Consider the following 21,355-nt stretch of genomic DNA (forward strand, 5'->3'; position numbering starts at 1 on the left):
AAAAGTAAATTTAATATTTGAATTTTTTCTTGTATTTTATAAGAAAAAACTAAGACTTATAAGAAATATTTTTCTCAAATTCTTTTAAACGCTTATATATACTTCTAAGTTGAGTGATAGTTGTCCAGTTTGTGATAAAAACACTAAAAGAGCTTCGTACTTGATCAAAAGCATTGTTAATCTGCATTACAATACCAAGTCCTATAGCTCCGGCAAAAAGCCCTGGTGCCATGATTAAAAATGGCACTATAACTATCATTTGCTCAAATAAAATGAGCCAAATATTAAAATATCCATAATGTAAAAAAAGTCTTTTATAGTTAAATTTAAGCCCTGTAAAAAGCTCTATCATAGTCTCATTTTTAGCGTATTCTTTGCGATTATCCTCAGCATAAACAAGCTCTTTTCTAAAAGCTGCTTCAGCTTTTTGATTGTTATATTCAAGTCCAGGAAGCTTAATACCTACAAACCATGACACAACCAAGCCTCCTAAAGAAATCAAAAGTGCAATATAAACAAGCAAACCATCAATGTTTTTTAAAAAATAAAAAGAAGAATTTTCGCTTAAATTTGCAAATAAAGCTTTACTCACAACATCACTTAAACTCCATAAAATCGGAATAAATGCTACAAGGGTCATCAAAGCTTTTATAAAACTAAGTCCTAAACTCTCTACGATTTTAGAAAAATTATAAGTATCTTCTTGAATTCTTTGCGAACTTCCTTCTATATTATCATCTTTATTTTTCCAAAATTTTAAATAAGAAAAAGTCATAGCCTCACGCCACTTAAAAGCATAGACGCTAGCAAAATAGATATTAATCGTAGCGATTAAAACATAAGGAATAGCAATAGCCAAAAAAACTAAAATCAAAGCATAAAAATCATTTGCTGAATAATTTGGCTTTTCAATCATAGCCCTAGAGTTGAAAAAATATTCTAATAAATTTTGATAATAATACAATGCGCCTTTATTGATAAAATTAGCTTTTTGGAAATTTTGCTCAGCTCTTTGATTAGCCTCTTGGATTAAAGTGGTATTATTTTCAAGATTTTCTTCTATTTTTTGCGTAGAATTAGAATCCAAAAGTTCTATTTTTGGCTTTTGTAAAACATTGTAAAAATCACTATACCATGAATTGATTGCAACGTTTAAGCTTGTTTGTATATATAAGAAAAATAACAGTAAAAAAAGTCCCAAATAAGCCCATAAAGCCCATTTTTTACTTGCAAAAAATGAAGAAAACATGCTACCACCTTTTAAAAGAAAAATTTTAATCAACTTTATTTAATCAAGAGTTTATTAAAAATCATAAATTTATCAACACATGTGTCAAAAATAAACCTCTTTATTCTTTAAAGAAATATAAAAATATAAAGATTACGTCATATTTACTTTTTAATATTAATATTTCTTATCAAAATATCTAAAAAGGAATTAATGTCTATGAAAAAAATAATTTTATTTTTACTATGCGTTGGCTTTGCTTTTGCTTGCTCTGAACATTCTCATACCGATTTTAAAGATCTTAATAAAACCGAGTATAATTCTCAATAAAGGATAAAATATGAAAAAAATCTTCTTTATGTTTTTAACAGCTTTTTCATTTTTAGGTGCTAGCGAGCTTAATATTTACTCAGCAAGACATTATGATGCTGATTTTGAAATCATAAAAAAATTCGAAGAAAAAACAGGCATTAAGGTCAATCATACTCAAGCTAAAGCTTCAGAACTTATTAAAAGGCTTTCTCTTGAAGGAAGTAATTCTCCTGCTGATATTTTCATCACAGCTGATATTTCAAATCTTACAGAAGCTAAAAATTTAGGACTTTTATCTCCTGTTTCATCAAAATATTTAGAAGAATTTATACCTGCTCATTTAAGAGATAAGGATAAAGAATGGTTTGCGATCACAAAAAGAGCAAGAATTATTGCTTACAACAAAAACGCAAATATCGATATTAGCAAAATGAAAAATTATGAAGATTTAGCAAAAGCTGAATTTAAAGGAGAAATTGTTATGAGAAGTGCTACAGCTCCTTATAGCAAAACTCTTTTAGCATCTATTATAGCTAATGACGGAAATAAAGAGGCTAAAGCATGGGCTAAAGGTGTACTTGATAATCTTGCGACAAATCCAAAGGGTGGAGATAGAGATCAAGCCAGACAAGTATTTGCAGGCGAAGCTAAATTTGCAGTTATGAATACTTATTATATAGGGCTTTTAAAGAATTCTAAAAATCCAAAAGATGTAGAAGTGGGGAATTCTTTAGGTATTATTTTTCCTAATCAAGACAATAGAGGAACGCATATTAACATTAGCGGTATTGCTATGACAAAATCAAGTAAAAATCAAGATGCGGCTAAAAAATTTATGGAATTTATGTTAAGTCCTGAAATTCAAAAAATTCTTACTGATAGTAATTATGAATTTCCTATAAGAAATGATGTAGAATTAAGCCAAACGGTAAAAGATTTTGGAACTTTCAAAGAAGATCAAATTCCTGTGAGTAAGATAGCAGAAAATATTAAAGAAGCTGTTAAAATTTACGATGAAGTCGGTTTTAGATAATGTATAAAACCCTAAAATACTATAAACTCGGGGCAATTTTACTTGCCCTTTTTCTTGCTTTGCCTATTTTTGGTATTTTTGCTGAACTTTTTTATATTTTATTTCAAAATTTTAATACAAGTGATTTAACCCAATTTTCATCTATTAAAGAAAATTTGAGTCATTTTTTTGATTATTTATTTTTAAAATTCATCAAAGATACTTTTATAATTAGCGTGGGAGTATTGTGTTTGAGCTTGATTTTGGGTGTGAGTTCTGCTTATTTAATCGCAAATTATGATTTTTATTTCTGTAAAATTTTAGAAAAATTACTCATTTTACCCTTAGCCATACCTGCTTATATTTTAGCCTTTGTTTATGTGGGAATTATGGATTTTCAAGGATTTTTTCACGAAAATTTTGGCTTTAGGATAGATTTTTTCAATCATTATGGTGTTATTTTTGTTTTGGCTATTTCTTTATATCCTTATATTTATTTATTTGCTAAAACAGCTTTTAAAAGTGAAGCTAAAGAGGCTTATGAAGTAGCTAAAATCATGAAGTATTCTGAATTTAGAATTTTTACACGCGTGGCACTTTTGAGCGCAAGACCTGCCATTTTTTCTGGAGCTTTATTAGTTTTAATGGAAACTTTGAGTGATTATGGTGCAAGTGCTTATTTGGGAGTGGATACTTTTTCGGCTGGAATTTTTAAACTCTGGTATGATTTGAATGATTCTTATTCTTCTAGTGTTTTATCGGGTATTTTAATGCTTTTTGTATTTTTGATTATGTATGTGGATTATTATTATAAAAATAAACATCATTATAGTTTTAATCAAAATTTAACTCTTTTTATCAAAAAAAGAAAATTAAATCCTATTAAACAAATTCTATCCTGTATTTATTGTTTTATGATTGCTTTTGTAGGTTTTATTTTACCTTTTATTTGGCTAGTTTATTGGGGGCTAAAAGATCATAAGCTTTTTGAATCGCAATTTTATATTATCAGTTTTCAAACTATAATCTTAGCTTTAGTCACTGCTTTAATTACCACTTTTTTAGCTTATTTTTTGATGTTTAGTTCTAGGATAGTTAAAAATCATTTTTTTAATTTATTTATTTTAAAAATAAGTTCTTTGGGTTATTCTATACCTGCTGCTGCTTTAGGGATTAGCATTATAGTGCTTTTTGTATTTTTGGATAAAATTTTTCACATAAGTTTATTGGGAAATTCTTTACTTGTTCTTGTTTTTGCTTATATAATTCGTTTTTTAGCGAGTGCAATTTATTCTTTAGAAGGAGGATATAATAAAATTCATCTAAATATTGATGAGGCAAGTTTAAATTTAAGAACGAGTTATTTTATTTTATTTTTTAAAATTCACACACCTTTAATGAAACATTTTTTATTTTTGGCTTTTATTATTGTTTTTATTGATACGATTAAAGAACTTCCTTTAAGTAGAATTTTAGCGCCTTTTGGCTTTGAAACTTTAAGTGTTAAAGCTTTCTGGTTTGCAAGTGATGAAAGAATTTATGATGCAGCTTTGCCTTCCTTGTTTATCGTTTTTCTTTCTTTAATGGTTGTTGTTTGGATGGATAAAATCACAAGGAAAGATGATGTTAGAAATTAAAAATTTATCTAAAAATTTTGGAAAAATACAAGCTTTAGAAAATATCAATCTTCATGTCAAAGAAGGAGAATTTTTAAGCATTTTAGGAGGTAGTGGAAGCGGAAAAAGCACGCTTTTAAGGATTATTGCTAAGCTTGAACAAGCTAGTTCTTATGATTTGTTTTCTTGCAAAGGTGAAGTGGCTTTGATGTTTCAAAATTATGCTTTATTTCCTCATTTAAATGTTGAGAAAAACATACTTTTTGCACTTTATGATAAAAAAGATAAAAATCAAATTTTAAATCATTTGCTTAAAACTTTTGAAATTGAAGATTTAAGATATAAAAAAATCGATGAAATTTCAGGAGGGCAAGCGCAAAGAGTGGCTTTTGCTAGAGCTATAGCAAGAGGATGTAAGCTTTTGCTTTTAGATGAACCTTTTTCTAATTTGGATCAAAATTTAAAACAGGATTTAAGAAGAGAATTGAAAAAAATGATTGAAAATCAAAGCATTACAGCTATTATGGTAACTCATGATATTGAAGATGCTTATTGTATGTCCGATCAAATCGCTTTTTTAGAAAAAGGGAAAATTTTAGCTCATGCAAATCCTAAAGAGCTTTATTTTAAGCCTGATTTTAAAAGTGCGCAAATTTTACCTGATTTAAATATCATAGAAAAAAAACTTGATTTAGAAGATGAATTTTTTGCTTGGATAGCTTCAAAAAATTATATTTTTGGTTATGCAGAGCTTAAAATAGGAAATCGCTTTGAGGCTAAAATTTTACAAAAAGAATTTTTAGGGGCTTTTTATAGACTTAAGTTAAGATATAAAAATATAGAATTTTTTATGTTATTAAGCTCAAATTATAACTTAGAAGAAAAAATAAATTTTGATATTATCAATTTTTAGCTAAAATTCCTAAAAATCTTTTAAGGATAAATTTCATGAAAAATCTTTTAATCATAGGCGCAGGTGGGGTAAGTCGTGTGGCTACTGTAAAATGCGCAATGAATTCTGATACTTTTAGCAAAATCACTTTAGCTAGTAGAACAAAAAGCAAATGTGATGAAATCGCTGCTTTTATCAAAGAGCGTTTAGGGGTTCAAATTGAAACGGCGCAAATTGATGCTGATGATAGCAATGCTGTTGTAGAACTTATCAAGAAAACAGGAGCGCAAATTTTACTCAATGTTGCTTTGCCTTATCAAGATTTGAGTTTAATGGATGCTTGTATAAAAGCAGGGATTGATTATGTAGATACGGCAAATTACGAGCATCCTGATTTAGCTAAATTTGAATACAAAGAGCAATGGGCGAGAAATGACGAGTTTAAACAAGCAGGAATTTTAGGACTTTTAGGAAGTGGATTTGATCCTGGTGTAACTAATGTTTTTTGTGCTTATGCACAGCAAAATTTATTTGATGAAATTTCTTATATAGATATTTTAGATTGCAATGCAGGTGATCATGGCTATGCTTTTGCGACCAATTTCAACCCTGAAATCAATCTACGTGAGGTTTCTGCTAAAGGGCGTTATTGGGAAAATGGCAAGTGGATAGAAACGCAGCCGATGGAAATAAAAATGGAGTGGGATTATCCAGAAGTAGGCGTAAAAGATAGCTATTTGCTTTATCATGAAGAACTTGAAAGCTTGGTAAAAAATATCAAAGGTTTAAAAAGAATACGCTTTTTTATGACTTTTGGACAAAGTTATTTAACTCATATGAAATGCCTTGAAAATGTTGGAATGCTAGGAATTAAACCTGTGATGCACCAAGGAAAAGAAATCATTCCTATAGAATTTTTAAAAACCTTGCTTCCTGATCCTGCGAGTTTGGGGCCACGCACTAAAGGTTATACCAATATAGGTTGTGTGATTCGTGGTAAAAAAGATGGAAAAGACAAGCAAGTTTATATTTATAATGTTTGCAATCATGAAGAATGTTACAAAGAAACTGGCGCGCAAGCTGTGAGCTATACTACAGGTGTTCCTGCTATGATAGGTACGAAATTAATCGCTAAAGGAATTTGGCAAGGAAAAGGCGTGTTTAATATGGAAGAATTTGACGCTAAGCCTTTTATGGAAGAGCTAAATTCTCAAGGACTTCCTTGGAAGATTATCGAAATGACTCCAAGTTTAGGAGAGTAAAAAAGGCATCGTTTTGATGCCTTTAAATTATTTTACAGGGTGAAGTTCATTTGCATAAAAGCTAACTGATCCCATGCCTTCTTTTAAAGCCCATTCGTAAGCTTTTGCAACAAATTCCCAGTTAATATGAGCATAGAATTTCTCTAAATAAGCAGGGCGTGCATTACGATGATCTACATAATAAGCATGTTCCCAAACATCTACAACAAGTAAAGGAACTTTATCTTCAGTAATTGGTGTAGCTGCGTTTGAAGTACCTACAAATTCTAGTTTTTGATTTTTAGTATTATAAACTAACCAAAACCATCCTGAACCAAAAACTCCTGTAGCGCCTTTGATGAATTCAGCTTTGAAATTTTCTAAAGATCCAAATTCTTTTTCTAGTGCCGCTTGTAAATTAGCATCTATACTTTGACATGAACCGCCACAGCCACAGCCTGTACTTGGCTTAATGCAATCAAAATAAAAATCATGATTATAAACTTGAGCTGCGTTATTAAATACGCCCCCATTTGAAGTTTTGATAATACTTACAAGATCTTTACCTGCAAATTCAGTATCTTTAATAAGATTATTTAGATTTGTAACATAAGTATTGTGATGTTTTCCATGATGATAGCTAAAAGTTTCAGCACTCAAAAAATCACCAAAAGCATTGGTATCATAAGGTAATTTTCTTAATTCAAACATAATTTCTCCTTTATTTTTAGTTTGATATTGAAAATATTACCATAATAATATTAAAAAGAGTAAAAATATCTTAAAAGCTTAGTGGGTAAAATTTCTATTTATTTAACCTAAAATAAAATAAGATACATTTATAATATATTTTAATAATAATTTAAATATATATAAAAAAATTATATTTTTTTGAAATATTTTTACAAAAAATATCTATTTGTTGATTTTTAATAATTACAATTAATTTGCAACTAAAAATTATTCATAAGGAGGAAAATATGAAAAAAGTTGTACTAATCTCAGCATTACTAGGTGCTTTCGCAGCTAATGTTTTTGCAGCTAATACTCCAAGCGATGTGAATCAAACACATACAAAAGCTCATCATTCAAAAGCTAAAGCTGATAAAAAACATGAAGCTAAAACTCACAAAAAAACAAAAGAGCAAACACCAGCTCAATAATGCCCAGCCTTGATATAAGTCTATAATAGACTTATATCAAAAGCTATTCGTATTCTACAAAATAAATTATTAATATTTATTAAATTTTAATAGAAAAAATGAAAAAATCGTTATTTTAAAAGAAAAATTAAAAAGTGGTGACCCATACGAGACTCGAACTCGTGTTACCGCCGTGAAAGGGCGATGTCCTAACCGCTAGACGAATGGGCCACTTTTAAGGAGTAAAAAATAAAAATGAAATTGAATTATATATATTTATTTCTTAAAATTTAATTAAATATATCAAAATTATGTGATTTTTATCTTTGTTTGATTATAATTTCATCTTCAATTTTTTATAAAATTTTAGGATTTATTATGGATTTTTATAGTCTTATTTTTTTATCCTGTGCTTTAGGAATGGATGCTTTTGCTGTATCGCTATGCAAAGGTTTTAGTGTTAAAAAACTACATTTAAAACATTATCTTATTGTTGGAATTTATTTTGGTGGATTTCAAGCCTTGATGCCAACTATTGGTTATTTTATAGGCATAACTTTTGCATCTTTTATAGCGAGTATTGATCATTGGATAGCTTTTATTTTACTTTCTTTAATAGGATTAAAAATGATCAAAGAGTCATTGGAAAATGAAAATTGCGATAGTAATGCCAATCAATTTGGCTTTAAAACCATGCTAGCTTTAGCAATTGCTACGAGTATCGATGCACTAGCAGTTGGTGTGAGTTTTGCATTTTTAAATGTAAATTTATTATTAGCTATATTTTTAATAGGTATTATCACCTTCATTTTATGCATCATTGCTCTAAAAATAGGAAATAAATTTGGAATTTATCTTAAAAATAAAGCTGAACTTTTAGGCGGATTGGTTTTAATTATATTAGGAGTAAAAATTCTAATAGAACATTTATTTTTCGATTGAAAATTTCATTCTTAAAATAGCTAAAGCTTTATCAAATTCCAAGGCTTTACTTTGAAATTTTTTATTAAAAGTTCTTTGTCTTTTGGCAAGTTGTGTAGTATGTATCGTGATTAAATTTTCAAGCTCTTTAAAGGAAATTTCTCCATCTAAATATTCTTTACACTCTTTCAAACCTATAGAATTTAATGCTTTAAGTTTATGATCAAATTTAGAAAAAAGAATTTTTGCTTCATCTAAAAGTCCATTATCAAGCATTTCTTTTGTTCTAGTTTTAATACGTTTTTTTAAAATTTCTTTATCCCACGCAAGCTCATAAATTTCTATATCTTTAAGCACCCCAGTTTTTTGTGTTCTTTTTAAAAATTCACTAGGAATTTCTCTTGTTTGTTCATAAATACCCAGCCATTTTTTTAATCTATAAGTATCATTTTTTTCTATTTTATAGTTTGGATCAATATTTAATAAAAGAGCATAAATTTCATCGTTATTTAAAGAACTCTTTGACTCTAAGGTTTTTTCACTTAAACCATCTATCATAGTTTTTAAATAAAATCCAGTTCCACCTACTATAATTAGAGGTAAATTTCTAGCTAAAGCAAATTCTTTTGCTTTTTGATATTCTCTTATGAATAACTCAACATTAAAATGTTCATTCACACTCAATAAATTCACCCCAAAGTATTTTATACTCGCAAGATCATCTTGTGAAGGCTTGGCACTTGCTATATTAATCTCTTTATAAACACAAAGACTATCAAGACTTAAAACAACAGCATTAAATTCTCTTGCTAAAGTATTGGCTATGTATGTTTTTCCACTCGCGGTTGTTCCTATTAATGCTATTTCAAAAAACATTTTAATATTTATCCTAAAATTTATAAAAATTTTAGTAAAATCATAGCAAAAAATATTTTAAAGTAGAAAAATGAACACATTCTGGATAAAATTTAAAGATATTTTAGAACTTGTAGTATTTAAGCATTCTATTTTTGCTTTGCCTTTTTTATTTTCCTCTATGATTGTAGCATCAAAACTTGCAAATGACACTGCTTGGTTTGGTTTTAAGGCATTGATTTTAGGTATTATTTGTGCGGTAAGTGCAAGAAATTTTGCGATGGCTACAAATCGTTTAATGGATGAAGATATAGATAAGGATAATCCTCGTTGTGCAAATCGCCCTAATGTCAGTGGAAAAATAGGTAGAAAAAGTGTATGGATTTTTATTATTATTAATGCACTTATTTTTATATCATGTTCTTATTTTATTAATACCTTGGCCTTTTATTTGTCTTTTCCTGTGCTTTTTGTATTGGCTATTTATTCAGCTTTTAAACGCTTTAGTTCTTTAGCGCATTTAGTTTTGGGATTTTGTTTAGGACTTGCACCTATTGCAGGAAGTGTTATCATTATGGGTGAAATTCACATTTATAGCGTTATTTTATGTTTAGGTGTAACTTTTTGGACAGCTGGGTTTGATCTGCTTTATTCTTTACAAGATATGGAGTATGATAAAAAAGTAGGACTTCACTCTATTCCTGCTAAATTTGGCTCAAAGGCTACTTTATTTATATCAGCTTTTTGCCATATTTTAGCAGTATTATTTTGGCTTCTTTTTGTGTGGGAAGTTTGGGGTGTAGCACTTGGAAAAATAGCACTTATTGGGGTAATTATAAGCGGTATTATTTTAGCCTTAGAGCATAGGATTGTCCATAAAAATTTTGCTCATATTGATAGAGCATTTTTTACTTTAAATGGTTATTTAAGTATTATCTTTTTTATTTTTATTTGGATTGATTTATTATGGAATTAACACTTTTTAAAGCAGGATTTGAAGCTCATTTAGAATGTTGTGAAATAGAAAATAACCGTTTTCTTGGAGAATACCTAAAACTTGGAGCAATTTCTCAAATTTTAAAATGGAAAAAACTTGCTTTACGCATTGATTTTGATGAGGGTGAAAAAATTATTTTTGATCTTCTTTTAAGCCTAAAAGAAGATATTTTAAGGCTTGAAAATTCTTTAGATAAAAATAAAGAACTTATACCACTTAAGCAAAAAGGGGTAGTAGAATCTTTGAATTTTGAATATCTAAATTTTTTGGATACTATTTTAGAAGAAGATAAAGAATATTATTTAAGATTTGATTTAAATAATCAAAAAATAGCTATTTTTATCAAAGCTCAAAGTCAAACATTGGCAAAAATTATCAAAATTAAGCCTGAAGACAAAATGGCTTTTGATGCTTTTGTTGTTGAAATTCAAAGAAATATGATAAGAAATAAGAAAGGCCAAGAATGAGTGATGATGTACTTTATTTAGTTTTTATAATTGTGCTTTTAATTGCAATGCTAGCCTATATGAATATCAAAGAAAGAGAAAATAATGCAAAAATAGCAAAACTTCAAAATGTGATAGAAGATATTACCAAAGAACTTCATTATTTTCGTAAAGAATTAGGAGTTAAAGATGATAGCGAAGAGGATGAAGACTATAAAACCTCTCTTTTAAAAGAAGAAATTATGATTGAACTTGATAAACAAATCAGTTCAAAAATCACTCCTGTTTTAAGAACACTAAAAACTATGGAACATATCATAGAAGATTTTCAAAATGAACAACAAAATCGTCTTTTAAATTTGGAACAAAAAGCACAAAGCATGGCTAAACTTACGCCAAATTACGATACAGAAGAACAAAAAATAGAAAATCTTTTCAAAGAAGGAAAAAGCATAGAACAAATCGCTAAAGATTTACGCATTGGCACTGGAAATGTAGAACTTGTCTTAAAATTTAAGAAATTAATAAAATAGAATGGAAAATAAATGCTTATAGATCAATTCGGTAGAAAGATAAATTATCTTAGAATTTCAGTTACACAAAGATGTAACTTTCGCTGCCTTTATTGTATGCCAAAAATTCCTTTCGATTATCAGCCAAAAGAAAATTTATTAAGCTTCGAAGAACTTTTTTTATTTGTTAAAGCAGCTATAGACGAAGGAATTGAAAAAATCCGTATAACAGGTGGAGAACCTTTATTAAGAAAAGATTTAAGTATTTTTATAAAAATGATTAGCGATTATAAAAGCGATATTGACCTTGCTATAACTACAAATGGATTTTTACTAAAAGACTTTGCTAAAGACCTAAAAAATGCTGGACTTAAACGACTTAATATTTCACTTGATACCCTAGATCACAAAAAAGCAAAAACTCTTGCGCAAAAAGATGTATTAGATAGTGTTTTATCTGGAATTGATGAAGCTTTAAATCTAGATTTGAAAGTAAAACTTAATACTGTAGCTCTTAAAAATTTAAACGATGATGAACTGATATCTCTTTTGGAATTTGCAAAATCAAAAAAAGCTCAAATTCGCTTTATAGAATTTATGGAAAATACTCATGCTTATGGTAAATTACAAGGATTAAAAAGAGATGAAATTATACAAATTTTGAGTCAAAAATATCAAATTCAACTTATAAAAAAAGATGAAAAAGCACCTGTGAGTATTTACAAGGCAGATGATTATGAATTTGGAATTATAGATCCTCATAGCCATGAATTTTGCGATTCTTGCAATCGCATACGCTTAAGTGCTGAAGGCTTGTTAATACCTTGCCTTTATTTTGATGAAGCATTAAGCATAAAAGAAGCGGTTCGAAAAGGTGATATTAAAGCCGCTGTAGAAATATTACAAGAAGTATTAAGAAATAAACCAGAAAAAAATAAATGGAGTGTTGTTGATAATGAAACCTCATCTCGTGCTTTTTATCAAACTGGAGGTTAATTTTGCAACTTGTTGAAAGTTTCTTAAGCATTCAAGGAGAAGGCAAATATAATGGAAAATTAGCTATTTTTATGCGTTTTGCTGGTTGTAATTTTAACTGTTTAGGTTTTAATGTAAAAATATCAAAAAACGATAAAACTCTCATTGGATGTGACACGATAAGAGCTGTTTTCACAAAAGATTTTAAAGAAAGTTATGAAACTTTAAATGCTAATGAACTTTTAAAAAGAGTGATAAAATTAAAACAAGACTTTAATCCTATAGTTGTTATCACAGGTGGAGAGCCATTAATCCATTATGAAAATCCTGAATTTATAAAATTTATCCAAATGTTATTAAAAAATAAATTTGAAATACACTTTGAAAGCAATGGAAGTATAGAAATTGATTTTGATAGATATCCTTTTTACAAAGAATGTATTTTTGCTTTAAGCGTTAAACTCCAAAATAGTGGGATAAAAAAAGATAAACGATTAAATTTTAAAGCTTTAAAAGCATTTAAAAATTACGCAAAAGATAGTTTTTATAAATTTGTTTTAGATGCCAATACTCTTGATAATTCATTTTTAGAAATCAATGAAATTCTAAAAGAAGCTCCAAATCAAATTTTTTGTATGCCTATGGGTGAAAATGAGCAAAACCTTAAAAAAAATGCTCAAAAAATTGCTGAATTTTGTATTAAGAATGGTTATAATTATTCTGATAGAATTCATATTCGTCTTTGGAACGATAAAGAGGGTGTATGATTATAAGAAAATTATTTGAATTTGAAAACGCACACATTGTTAGATTTTGTTCTTCTAAGCGTTGCAAAAGTAGCATTCATGGACATTCTTACAAAGTTGAAGTTTTACTTGAAAGCAAATATTTAGATAATGCTGGAATGGTCTATGATTTTGGACTTTTAAAAACCTATATACGCCAAATTATTGATAGTTTTGATCATGCTATCACTCTTTTTAAATATGATGACGCAAAATATTTAGAAGAAATGAAAAAATATTCAAGTCGTTGGATTTGCCTGCCTGTTAATGTAAGTGCTGAAAATTTTTGTCGTGTATTTTTCATACTTATAGATGCTTTATTAAAACAAACAAAAATGGTAAATGGAGAACAAGGAGTGACTTTACAAAGCATCATTGTTCATGAAACAAGAACAGGCTATGCACAAGGTTTTAGAGAAGATGCCTATAGTGAGCTAATGCCAAAAATTTCACTTCAAGACATAGAATTTTCCAATGGCATTAAAGTAGAATGGAATGATATAGATTTTTATAACAAATTAAAAAATGAAGAAATTTTTATAAATCCAAAGGAGATTTAATGCAAAAAGCTAAAATTTTAATTGCCTTAAGTTTTTTTTTATTAGTTTTATCTGCCTGTTCTAATGATGAAAAAAATATTTCCAAGACTCAAAATACAGATCAAGAAGTAGTCCAAATAGAACAAAACGATGAAAAAACAGAATTAAGCGACTCCAACCTGCCTTTACCTGTGGATGATGAAGCACAAAGTTCAGATGATGAACATGAAGCCAATCCTACTATTATCAACTCTTTATATAAACAAAAATGCGCCACTTGTCATGGAGAAAAAGGGGAATTAAAACCTAAAAACAGCACGGCCATTAAAACCTTAGGCAATAAAATTTTTATACAAAAAATAAAAACGATAAAAGATAAAAACCATAGTTTTTTAAGTGATGAACAAATTCAAAATTTAGCTGATTTTATAAACAAAGGAAAATAATGGATCAAAGTTACGAATTCTTTTTAGCTTTACATCTTTATAGTCTTTATGCGAGCGGTTTTTTAATGCTTTTTTATCTTATACTAACACAAGGAAATTTTAAAACCGAATTCATTTTTATTCGCAGAATACGATTATTTTTACCAATTTATTATTTATTTTTAGCTTTGATTATTTTTACAGGTTGTTTGTTATCAGCAATGAAACAATTTCAAATGAATGTCAATATCTGGGTAATGATTTTTTCTTGGATCTTAATTTTTGCCTTAGCAATTTTTCACTTTGTTTGTTTTAAAAAAGTAAGAAGATTTAGAAAATATGCCACTTTTAGATGGATTAGTTGTTTGATTTTACCTTTTGAAATTTTTTTATTGTTTTTGCCTTTTTTAATAGAAAGATATTTATAAAATGCAATTTTTGTATAACAAGCAAGCTGGAGAAGAGTTTATACAACTTCAAGGTGAAAACTTTAACCATTTAAAAGTAAGAAGAGTAAAGGAAAATTCGGAGCTAAATCTTAGAAATTTACAAGATAATTTTCTTTACAACTATACAATCACGAATTTAACAAGAAATTCTTGCACTTTAAAATTTTTAAACAAAAAATCACAAAATATAAAACAAAGTGAATTAAACTTAGCCTTAGCCATTATAGATATTAAAATTTTAGAAAAAACTCTACCTTTCTTAAATGAACTTGGAGTAAAAAGGTTACATTTGGTTTTTACAAATTTTTCACAAAGAAATTTTAAAATCGATTTAGAAAGATTTGAAAAAATCATTATTTCTTCTTGTGAACAATGCGGTAGAAATACTAAAATGGATTTAATTATCCACCAAAGCACTCAAGAATTTGTTCAAAAATTTCCAAATGCAATTATGGTTGATTTTCAAGGAGAACAACAAAGTCATTTCGATGAAAAAGAATTATATTTTATAGGTCCTGAAGGTGGATTTAACAATGATGAGAGATTATTGTTTAACCGGAAAATCTCTCTTAAAAGCTCTAATATTCTAAAAAGTCAAACAGCTATTATAGCTATAGCTTCAAAAATTTTGCTTTAACTTTTCTTAAATTAATCTCTTTTTTATGTTAAATAATTTATAATCACGGCTTATTGTTTTAATTTTTAAGGAAAACTAATGAAAAAAGAAATTCACCCAGAATATGTAGAATGCAAAGTAAGTTGTGCTTGTGGAAATACTTTTACAACAAAGTCAAACAAAGCAGAATTAAGAGTAGATATTTGTTCAAATTGCCATCCTTTTTTTACAGGCAGTGAAAAAATTGTAGATGCTGCAGGTCGTGTAGAGAAATTTAAGAAAAAATACGCAATGCAATAATTATGCTTTATTTTATTCCTACTCCCATAGGAAATTTAAGCGATATTTCTTTTAGAGCCTTAGAACTTTTAAAGACTTGCGATCTTGTGTTTTGCGAAGATACAAGAGTAAGTAAGTCTTTGATTTCGTTATTAAATACCAAATTTCACACTGATATACATATTTCTAAATTTATAGCCTTACACTCCCATAATGAAAAAGAAGTTTTAGCAAGTATTGATTTAAAGATATTTGAAAAAAATGTAGCTTATTTAAGCGATGCAGGAATGCCAGGGATTAGTGATCCTGGCAAGGCTTTGGTAGAATTTGCACAAGAAAATAATATCACCTATGAAATTTTACCAGGTGCAAATGCAGCCTTAGTTGCTCTTGTAAGCTCAGCATTTTGTCAAAAAGAATTTATCTTTATTGGTTTTTTAGCAAATAAAGGCAAAGAAAGACAAAAAGACATAGAAAAAATTTTAAACCTTCCTTATCCAAGTATTATTTACGAATCCCCCAAGCGTATTTTATCTTTAGTAGAACAAATTATGATTCTAGACAGCCAAAGAGAAATTTTTTTGATTAAAGAAATCAGTAAAAAATTTGAAAAAAAATTTAAAGGCAATGCTAAAGAGCTTTCTGAAATTTTAAAAAAGTCTAATTTAAACGGTGAATGGGTTGTAGTACTGCAATCAAAAGAGCAAAATTTTTTGCAAAATACTCTTTGTGAAAAAGATATTATGGATTTAGAGCTGCCTTTAAAAGCAAAAGCAAAATTATTATCAAAGATCAATGGAAAAAATGCAAAAGAAATTTATCAAAAACTGCTTTTAAGTCAAGATTAGGTAAAATTTTAATATGATAGTTTATGGGAAGCAAATATTTTTTTATATTTTAGAATATCATAAAGACTGTATCAATGAGCTTTATTTAGCAAAAGAATGTGATAAAACTACTTTTTCCAAAATCGCAAAATCAGGTTTTAAAATCAAAAAACTTGATTTTAAAACTGCTCAAGCTTATGCGAAAGGTGGAAATCATCAAGGTTTTTTGCTAGATATTAAAGAAAGTTCTTTTGCGAATTTAAATGAGATCAAAAAAAATGATTTTATTGTTATGCTTTATGGAATTAGCGATGTAGGAAATATAGGGGCTATCACGCGTACAGCTTATGCTTTAGGGGTTGGGGCTTTAATTTTTATTGGTGAAAAATTAGCCATGGAAGGAGTAATTCGCACAAGCAGCGGAGCGGCTCTTGATTTACCTATTGTGATAAGCAACGATGCTTTAAGTGTAATAAATGAACTAAAACAAGTAGGTTTTTATTTTTATGCGAGTGATGGCTCGGGAAAAGAAATTCACAGTGTAAAAATAAGCAATGGTAAAAAAGTTTTAGTTTTGGGTAGTGAGGGTTTTGGTTTAAGCTCTAAAATTGTAAAAAAATGCGATGAATGTGTGGGCATTGCGATGAAAAATAATTTTGATAGTCTTAATGTCAGCGCTGCTTTTGCAATACTTTGTGATAGGATGTTAAATGCTTAATTGGAAAAAAATACAAGAATTAAATTTAAAAGAAGTTGCAGCAAAAACGCAAATTGAACTTGATTTTCTTGAAGCTTTAGTAGAAAAGAATTTTGCTGTTTTAAGTCGTTTTAATGTTAAAGGTTTTGTTAAAATTTTGAGCAGAGAATACGAACTCGACTTTAGTGATTTTAACGAAGAGTATGAAGCTTATCTTAACGAAAACAATCCTACTCCACAAACAAAATCAAAAATGATAACCCCAAAACTAGATGCTTATAGTCAAAAATCCTCTAACGCTTGGCCTTTTTTGATTGTTCTTATTGTTTTAGTGATTATAGGAAGTGGAATTTATTATTTTGATACACTTAAAACTTTTTTCAAAGATGAACAAAATAATACTAGCGCAACAGTTATAGATATCATAGGACAAGCACAAGAAAATTTAAAATCTTTAGGTGGAAACAATGTTGTTGTTATAGACAACAATAAAGCACAAGAAACAAATCAAACAGAGAGCGTTTTACCAAGCCAAAACATCTCATTACAAGAAAATGATAAAAACATAAGCATAGAAAATAATATCAGTGAAAATAACACAACCCTACTCGATGAAGAAAAAAATACCCAAATTCAAGAAGATACAAATACACCAAAAACTGATTCTTTAAAAGAAGCACATTTTAAAACCTCTACCAAGATTTGGATAGGTTTAATAGATTTAAAAAGCCTTAAAAAAACAAGCTTTGTTAAAGAAAAAGATTTTAATATTTCTTTAGATAAAGATCAGTTAATTTTAACAGGGGCTGCAGCTTTAACAATGTTTGATCAAGAAAATAAAGAACAAAAATTTCCTGCAGGAATTTCAAAACGTTTCTTGATTAAAGATGGAAAAATTACAAGTATTTCAGCTGCTGAATTTGTAAAATTAAATAAAGGTAAAGAATGGTAAAAAAAATTATTATTCTTACTCTTTGGGTTAATATATCTTTTGCAATCTCAAGTCTTGAATTAGCAAAAAATTTAGTAAACAATTCTAGTAAAAATTCTCAACTAGAATTATTATTTTCAAATAATTCTTACATAGATAATAATGGAAATTGTGATATTGCAAAAATATCTCAAATATTAAAAACCAATTCTTTAATTGCCTTAACACTATCAAATCCTCAAAGTCTAAGACTAAATTTTAAAGCAAAAGCTGATGAAGTTATGTTTTTTAAAATTTTATCCGATGTTTTAACAGATGCTGGATATATATATTTTATCCCTACAGATTTGATTTTAAGAGAAGGAAATATTGACTATACCATACAAGTAGAATCTCAATATGTTTTAGATCCTGGAACGCTTTACAATCTCTTAAAAGAAAATTCTGTCTATATAAATAATATTAAGCGTATTGGGGCATATGACTATGAATATGATTTAAATTTTTCCAATGCTGTATTAAAAACCAATACAAATGTTAATTTAAATACTCCAAAATCATTAGAAAAGCCCCTTAAAGACTATGTGCTTGATTTAAAAAATGCTACAAATTTGATTATTGATGCAAATGATTTAGACAATTGGTTTCCTAAAATCTTCTTTTTAGATAAAAATCTAAATCTAATTAAAGCAGTAAAAAGCGAAAATAAAAATAATCATTTTTCAGAACTTATTCCAAATGGTGCTATATATGCTATTGTAAGCGATATGTATAGTTTAGATAATATACGCAGGGGTTTAAAAATCACACTTAAAAAATAAAGGATTAAGAAATGTTTGATGAAATCCGTTTTAATACCATAGAAAGACTTCCAAATTATGTTTTCGCAGAAGTAAATGCGATAAAAATGGCAGCAAGACGTGCTGGAGAGGATATCATCGACTTTTCAATGGGAAATCCCGATGGTAAAACTCCACAACACATTATAGATAAACTTTGTGAAAGTGCTAACAAAGATAAAACCTCGGGATATTCTACATCCATGGGGATTTATAAACTTCGCTTAGCAATTTGTAATTGGTATAAAAGAAAATATAATGTCAATTTAGATCCTGAAAATGAAGTTGTAGCCACCATGGGTTCAAAAGAGGGTTTTGTAAATCTTGCAAGAGCGATTATAAATCCTGGAGATGTTGCTATTGTGCCAACTCCTGCTTATCCTATACATACTCAAGCTTTTATTATAGCAGGAGGTAATGTAGCAAAAATGCCTTTAGCTTATAATGAAAAATTTGAGCTTGATGAAAATCAATTTTTTGAAAATTTACATAAAACTTTAAATGAAAGCATCCCGCGTCCAAAATATGTCGTTGTTAATTTCCCGCATAATCCAACAACAGTAACTTGTGAGAAAAGTTTTTATGAAAGATTGATAGCAACGGCAAAAAAAGAAAGATTTTATATTATTTCAGATATTGCATATGCAGATTTAACTTATGATGACTATAAAACTCCTTCTATTTTGGAAATTGAAGGTGCAAAAGATGTAGCGGTAGAAACTTACACTCTTTCAAAATCTTACAATATGGCAGGCTGGCGTGTAGGTTTTGTAGTAGGAAATAAACGCTTAGTCAGTGCGCTTAAAAAAATAAAATCTTGGTTTGATTATGGTATGTATACACCTATTCAAGTAGCAGCTACCATAGCTTTAGATGGAGATCAAACTTGTGTGGATGAAATCCGTGCAACTTATGATAAAAGAATGCACATTTTACTTGAAGCTTTTGAAAATGCAGGCTGGAAACTTCAAAAACCAAGAGCAAGTATGTTTGTTTGGGCAAAACTCCCTGAAAGCAAAAGACATCTAAAAAGTTTAGAATTTTCAAAGCAACTTTTACAACGCGCTAGTGTTGCAGTAAGTCCTGGGGTAGGTTTTGGCGAAGCAGGTGATGAGTATGTAAGAATTGCTTTAATTGAAAATGAAAATCGCATACGCCAAGCTGCACGCAATATCAAAAAATATTTAAAAGAGTAAGTTATGAAAGTAGCGATTCTTGGTTATGGCACTGTTGGAAGTGCGGTGGTTAAATTTCTTTTAGAAAATGATAAACTCATTCGTGCAAGGTGCGGTCAAAGCATAACTCCTGTGATCGCTCTTGCTAGAAGTCCTAAAAAAAATGCTTTAATTCCAATTACTCATAGCGTTGAAGAAATTTTAAATGCTGATGTAGATGTTTTTGTGGAGTTAATGGGTGGAGTGGATGAAGCTTTTAAAATAGTGAGTGAAATTTTAAAAAAGAAAAAAGCTGTTGTTACTGCAAATAAAGCTATGCTTGCTTATCATCGTTATGAACTTGAAAATTTGGCTAAAAATTTAGCTTTTGGTTATGAAGCAAGTGTGGCTGGAGGAATTCCTATTATCAAGGTTTTAAAAGAAGGTTTAAGTGCAAATAATATTTTGGCTATAAAAGGGATTTTAAATGGCACGAGTAATTATATTTTAAGTTCTATGAGTCAAAAAAATATGAGTTTTGAACAAGCCTTACAAATAGCTCAAAATTTAGGTTATGCAGAGGCTGATCCAACTTTTGACATAGAAGGACAAGATGCAGCACATAAACTGCTTGTTTTGTCAAGTATCGCTTATAATCTTAAAGCTAAACCTGAAGATATTTTGATCGAGGGTATTAGTGAAATTGCGCCTGAAGATATGTATTTTGCTAATGAGTTTGAATTTACCATAAAACTTTTAGGTATAGCTAAGGTGCGTGAAAATAAAGTAGAATTAAGAGTGCATCCTACTATGATAGATAAAGAAAAAATGCTTGCAAAAGTTGATGGAGTGATGAATGCTATAAGCATTAATGGAGATTTGTTGGGTGAAAGTTTGTATTATGGAGCAGGAGCAGGAGGAGAGGCCACTGCAAGTGCTGTGATTTCAGATCTTATGGATATAGCAAGAGATCAGGTAAAAGCACCAATGCTTGGTTTTGTGAATACTTTAGAATACGAGCTTTTAAGCAAAGATGAAATTTATACAAAATATTATTTAAGGGTGAAAGTTGAAGATAAAATAGGGATTTTATCTAAAATCACACAATTGATGAGTGAAAATAATATTTCTATCGATAGTTTTTTACAAAAACCTAAAAAAAATGATGAAAATTACAGTACTTTGTTTTTTACTACACATTTAACTTATGAAAAAAGCATACAAAATTTGCTTGAAATTTTACGCAAACAAGATTTTATAAAAACCAAGCCTTTTATGATGCGTATAGAATAATGGGTGTAAAAGCTTATTTAGATGGAATTTTAGGTGAAGATAAGGCTTGTAAATTTTTAAAAAAACAAGGCTTTGAAATTTTAAAAAGAAATTTCCATTCTAAATTTGGAGAAATCGATATAATAGCCAAAAAAGATGAAATTTTACATTTTATAGAGGTTAAATTTACTCAAAATGATTATGAAGTTTCTGAGCGTTTGGATAGAAAAAAACTTGAAAAAATTTTAAAAACTATAGAATTTTATCATCTTAAAAATGGAATTTCATCGGATTTTCAGATTGATCTGATTTGCATTAAAAATGATGTGATACAATTTTGCGAAAATATAAGTTTTTAAGCTGATATTTAAAAAAATAAAATACAATTAGACA

27 protein-coding genes and 1 tRNA gene are annotated in these 21,355 nt (G+C 28.5%); 24 read left to right on the forward strand and 4 right to left on the reverse strand.

The features are described 5' to 3' along the window. Nucleotides 1–49 precede the first annotated feature (49 nt). Nucleotides 50–1,249: a putative transporter gene (locus tag ELQ10_RS03275; protein WP_002866340.1), complete on the reverse strand. Its 1,200-nt coding sequence runs from the start codon at nucleotides 1,247–1,249 to the stop codon at nucleotides 50–52. Between the two features lie 192 nt (nucleotides 1,250–1,441). Here ELQ10_RS03275 and ELQ10_RS03280 point away from each other — a divergent pair, with 192 nt between their 5' ends. Genes ELQ10_RS03280 through ELQ10_RS03300 form a run of 5 tightly spaced genes read left to right on the forward strand, consistent with a single transcriptional unit; the run spans nucleotide 1,442 to nucleotide 6,322 of the window. Continuing rightward, the gene (locus ELQ10_RS03280; protein WP_011812694.1) at nucleotides 1,442–1,558 is read left to right on the forward strand and encodes a hypothetical protein; all 117 of its coding nucleotides are present in this window, start codon (nucleotides 1,442–1,444) and stop codon (nucleotides 1,556–1,558) included. Nucleotides 1,559–1,568: 10 nt separating this feature from the next. Next, entirely contained in the window at nucleotides 1,569–2,573 is a 1,005-nt protein-coding gene (locus ELQ10_RS03285) for a Fe(3+) ABC transporter substrate-binding protein (RefSeq protein ID WP_002877159.1), read from the forward strand. Next, complete coding sequence (locus ELQ10_RS03290; RefSeq protein WP_134250190.1) at nucleotides 2,573–4,189, forward strand: iron ABC transporter permease; 1,617 nt, start codon at nucleotides 2,573–2,575, stop codon at nucleotides 4,187–4,189. The genes ELQ10_RS03285 and ELQ10_RS03290 overlap by 1 nt, the downstream gene beginning before the upstream one ends. Then, entirely contained in the window at nucleotides 4,173–5,081 is a 909-nt protein-coding gene (locus ELQ10_RS03295) for an ABC transporter ATP-binding protein (protein WP_079460951.1), read from the forward strand. Before ELQ10_RS03290 ends, ELQ10_RS03295 begins: the two co-directional genes overlap by 17 nt. Before the next feature lie 35 nt (nucleotides 5,082–5,116). Further along, nucleotides 5,117–6,322: a saccharopine dehydrogenase family protein gene (locus ELQ10_RS03300; RefSeq protein ID WP_002870693.1), complete on the forward strand. Its 1,206-nt coding sequence runs from the start codon at nucleotides 5,117–5,119 to the stop codon at nucleotides 6,320–6,322. Nucleotides 6,323–6,349: 27 nt separating this feature from the next. Here ELQ10_RS03300 and sodB read toward each other — a convergent pair whose 3' ends face one another. Beyond that, complete coding sequence (gene sodB / locus ELQ10_RS03305) at nucleotides 6,350–7,012, reverse strand: superoxide dismutase [Fe] (protein WP_002851662.1); 663 nt, start codon at nucleotides 7,010–7,012, stop codon at nucleotides 6,350–6,352. Nucleotides 7,013–7,281: 269 nt separating this feature from the next. Between sodB and ELQ10_RS03310 the strand changes: the two genes are divergently transcribed. Further along, nucleotides 7,282–7,464, forward strand: a complete 183-nt coding sequence (locus ELQ10_RS03310) for a hypothetical protein (protein ID WP_002851904.1) — start codon at nucleotides 7,282–7,284, stop codon at nucleotides 7,462–7,464. A 135-nt stretch (nucleotides 7,465–7,599) separates the two neighbouring features. Here the strand turns inward: ELQ10_RS03310 and ELQ10_RS03315 are convergent. Beyond that, nucleotides 7,600–7,674, reverse strand: a tRNA-Glu gene (locus ELQ10_RS03315). A gap of 147 nt (nucleotides 7,675–7,821) precedes the next feature. Between ELQ10_RS03315 and ELQ10_RS03320 the strand changes: the two genes are divergently transcribed. Beyond that, a complete protein-coding gene (locus tag ELQ10_RS03320) occupies nucleotides 7,822–8,385 on the forward strand; it encodes a manganese efflux pump MntP family protein (RefSeq protein WP_002851996.1) in 564 nt (187 codons plus the stop codon). Here ELQ10_RS03320 and miaA read toward each other — a convergent pair. Beyond that, nucleotides 8,371–9,240: a tRNA (adenosine(37)-N6)-dimethylallyltransferase MiaA gene (gene miaA / locus ELQ10_RS03325; RefSeq protein ID WP_071170162.1), complete on the reverse strand. Its 870-nt coding sequence runs from the start codon at nucleotides 9,238–9,240 to the stop codon at nucleotides 8,371–8,373. The two genes, ELQ10_RS03320 and miaA, sit on opposite strands and share 15 nt — an antisense overlap. Before the next feature lie 70 nt (nucleotides 9,241–9,310). Between miaA and mqnP the strand changes: the two genes are divergently transcribed. The 17 genes from mqnP (at nucleotide 9,311) to ELQ10_RS03410 (ending at nucleotide 21,321) form a co-directional block, all read left to right on the forward strand. Continuing rightward, nucleotides 9,311–10,195 (forward strand): menaquinone biosynthesis prenyltransferase MqnP, encoded by an 885-nt coding sequence (gene mqnP / locus ELQ10_RS03330; protein ID WP_134250191.1) that lies wholly within the window; start codon nucleotides 9,311–9,313, stop codon nucleotides 10,193–10,195. After that, nucleotides 10,186–10,683, forward strand: a complete 498-nt coding sequence (locus ELQ10_RS03335; RefSeq protein WP_002933345.1) for a hypothetical protein — start codon at nucleotides 10,186–10,188, stop codon at nucleotides 10,681–10,683. The genes mqnP and ELQ10_RS03335 overlap by 10 nt, the downstream gene beginning before the upstream one ends. Beyond that, a complete protein-coding gene (locus tag ELQ10_RS03340) occupies nucleotides 10,680–11,195 on the forward strand; it encodes a hypothetical protein (RefSeq protein ID WP_002851715.1) in 516 nt (171 codons plus the stop codon). The genes ELQ10_RS03335 and ELQ10_RS03340 overlap by 4 nt, the downstream gene beginning before the upstream one ends. Before the next feature lie 12 nt (nucleotides 11,196–11,207). Beyond that, nucleotides 11,208–12,170 (forward strand): GTP 3',8-cyclase MoaA, encoded by a 963-nt coding sequence (gene moaA, locus ELQ10_RS03345; RefSeq protein WP_002868437.1) that lies wholly within the window; start codon nucleotides 11,208–11,210, stop codon nucleotides 12,168–12,170. Nucleotides 12,171–12,172: 2 nt separating this feature from the next. Beyond that, a complete protein-coding gene (locus ELQ10_RS03350) occupies nucleotides 12,173–12,916 on the forward strand; it encodes a 7-carboxy-7-deazaguanine synthase QueE (protein ID WP_002857378.1) in 744 nt (247 codons plus the stop codon). Beyond that, complete coding sequence (locus ELQ10_RS03355) at nucleotides 12,913–13,494, forward strand: 6-carboxytetrahydropterin synthase (protein ID WP_002851757.1); 582 nt, start codon at nucleotides 12,913–12,915, stop codon at nucleotides 13,492–13,494. Before ELQ10_RS03350 ends, ELQ10_RS03355 begins: the two co-directional genes overlap by 4 nt. Next, the gene (locus ELQ10_RS03360; RefSeq protein ID WP_002860979.1) at nucleotides 13,494–13,919 is read left to right on the forward strand and encodes a cytochrome c; all 426 of its coding nucleotides are present in this window, start codon (nucleotides 13,494–13,496) and stop codon (nucleotides 13,917–13,919) included. Before ELQ10_RS03355 ends, ELQ10_RS03360 begins: the two co-directional genes overlap by 1 nt. Next, nucleotides 13,919–14,326 carry a hypothetical protein gene (locus tag ELQ10_RS03365; protein ID WP_134250192.1) on the forward strand — a complete coding sequence of 136 codons (408 nt, stop codon included), beginning with the start codon at nucleotides 13,919–13,921 and terminating at the stop codon, nucleotides 14,324–14,326. The genes ELQ10_RS03360 and ELQ10_RS03365 overlap by 1 nt, the downstream gene beginning before the upstream one ends. Nucleotide 14,327: 1 nt before the next feature. Beyond that, entirely contained in the window at nucleotides 14,328–14,984 is a 657-nt protein-coding gene (locus tag ELQ10_RS03370) for a 16S rRNA (uracil(1498)-N(3))-methyltransferase (protein ID WP_134250193.1), read from the forward strand. Between the two features lie 78 nt (nucleotides 14,985–15,062). After that, on the forward strand, nucleotides 15,063–15,263 hold the full coding sequence (gene rpmE / locus ELQ10_RS03375) for a 50S ribosomal protein L31 (protein ID WP_002851603.1): 201 nt from the start codon (nucleotides 15,063–15,065) through the stop codon (nucleotides 15,261–15,263). 2 nt (nucleotides 15,264–15,265) lie between these two features. Next, entirely contained in the window at nucleotides 15,266–16,090 is an 825-nt protein-coding gene (gene rsmI / locus ELQ10_RS03380) for a 16S rRNA (cytidine(1402)-2'-O)-methyltransferase (protein ID WP_002866331.1), read from the forward strand. A gap of 13 nt (nucleotides 16,091–16,103) precedes the next feature. Then, complete coding sequence (rlmB, locus tag ELQ10_RS03385) at nucleotides 16,104–16,787, forward strand: 23S rRNA (guanosine(2251)-2'-O)-methyltransferase RlmB (RefSeq protein ID WP_002866330.1); 684 nt, start codon at nucleotides 16,104–16,106, stop codon at nucleotides 16,785–16,787. After that, nucleotides 16,780–17,718: a membrane protein gene (locus ELQ10_RS03390; RefSeq protein ID WP_002857583.1), complete on the forward strand. Its 939-nt coding sequence runs from the start codon at nucleotides 16,780–16,782 to the stop codon at nucleotides 17,716–17,718. Before rlmB ends, ELQ10_RS03390 begins: the two co-directional genes overlap by 8 nt. Then, entirely contained in the window at nucleotides 17,712–18,518 is an 807-nt protein-coding gene (locus ELQ10_RS03395; RefSeq protein WP_002921317.1) for a hypothetical protein, read from the forward strand. The genes ELQ10_RS03390 and ELQ10_RS03395 overlap by 7 nt, the downstream gene beginning before the upstream one ends. A gap of 11 nt (nucleotides 18,519–18,529) precedes the next feature. Beyond that, the gene (locus ELQ10_RS03400; RefSeq protein WP_002854656.1) at nucleotides 18,530–19,732 is read left to right on the forward strand and encodes an LL-diaminopimelate aminotransferase; all 1,203 of its coding nucleotides are present in this window, start codon (nucleotides 18,530–18,532) and stop codon (nucleotides 19,730–19,732) included. Nucleotides 19,733–19,735: 3 nt separating this feature from the next. Continuing rightward, entirely contained in the window at nucleotides 19,736–20,983 is a 1,248-nt protein-coding gene (locus ELQ10_RS03405) for a homoserine dehydrogenase (RefSeq protein ID WP_002880854.1), read from the forward strand. Further along, the gene (locus ELQ10_RS03410; protein ID WP_002851874.1) at nucleotides 20,983–21,321 is read left to right on the forward strand and encodes a YraN family protein; all 339 of its coding nucleotides are present in this window, start codon (nucleotides 20,983–20,985) and stop codon (nucleotides 21,319–21,321) included. Before ELQ10_RS03405 ends, ELQ10_RS03410 begins: the two co-directional genes overlap by 1 nt. Nucleotides 21,322–21,355 lie beyond the last annotated feature (34 nt).

The organism is Campylobacter sp. US42a (assembly GCF_004379055.1).
Classification (GTDB): domain Bacteria; phylum Campylobacterota; class Campylobacteria; order Campylobacterales; family Campylobacteraceae; genus Campylobacter_D; species Campylobacter_D jejuni.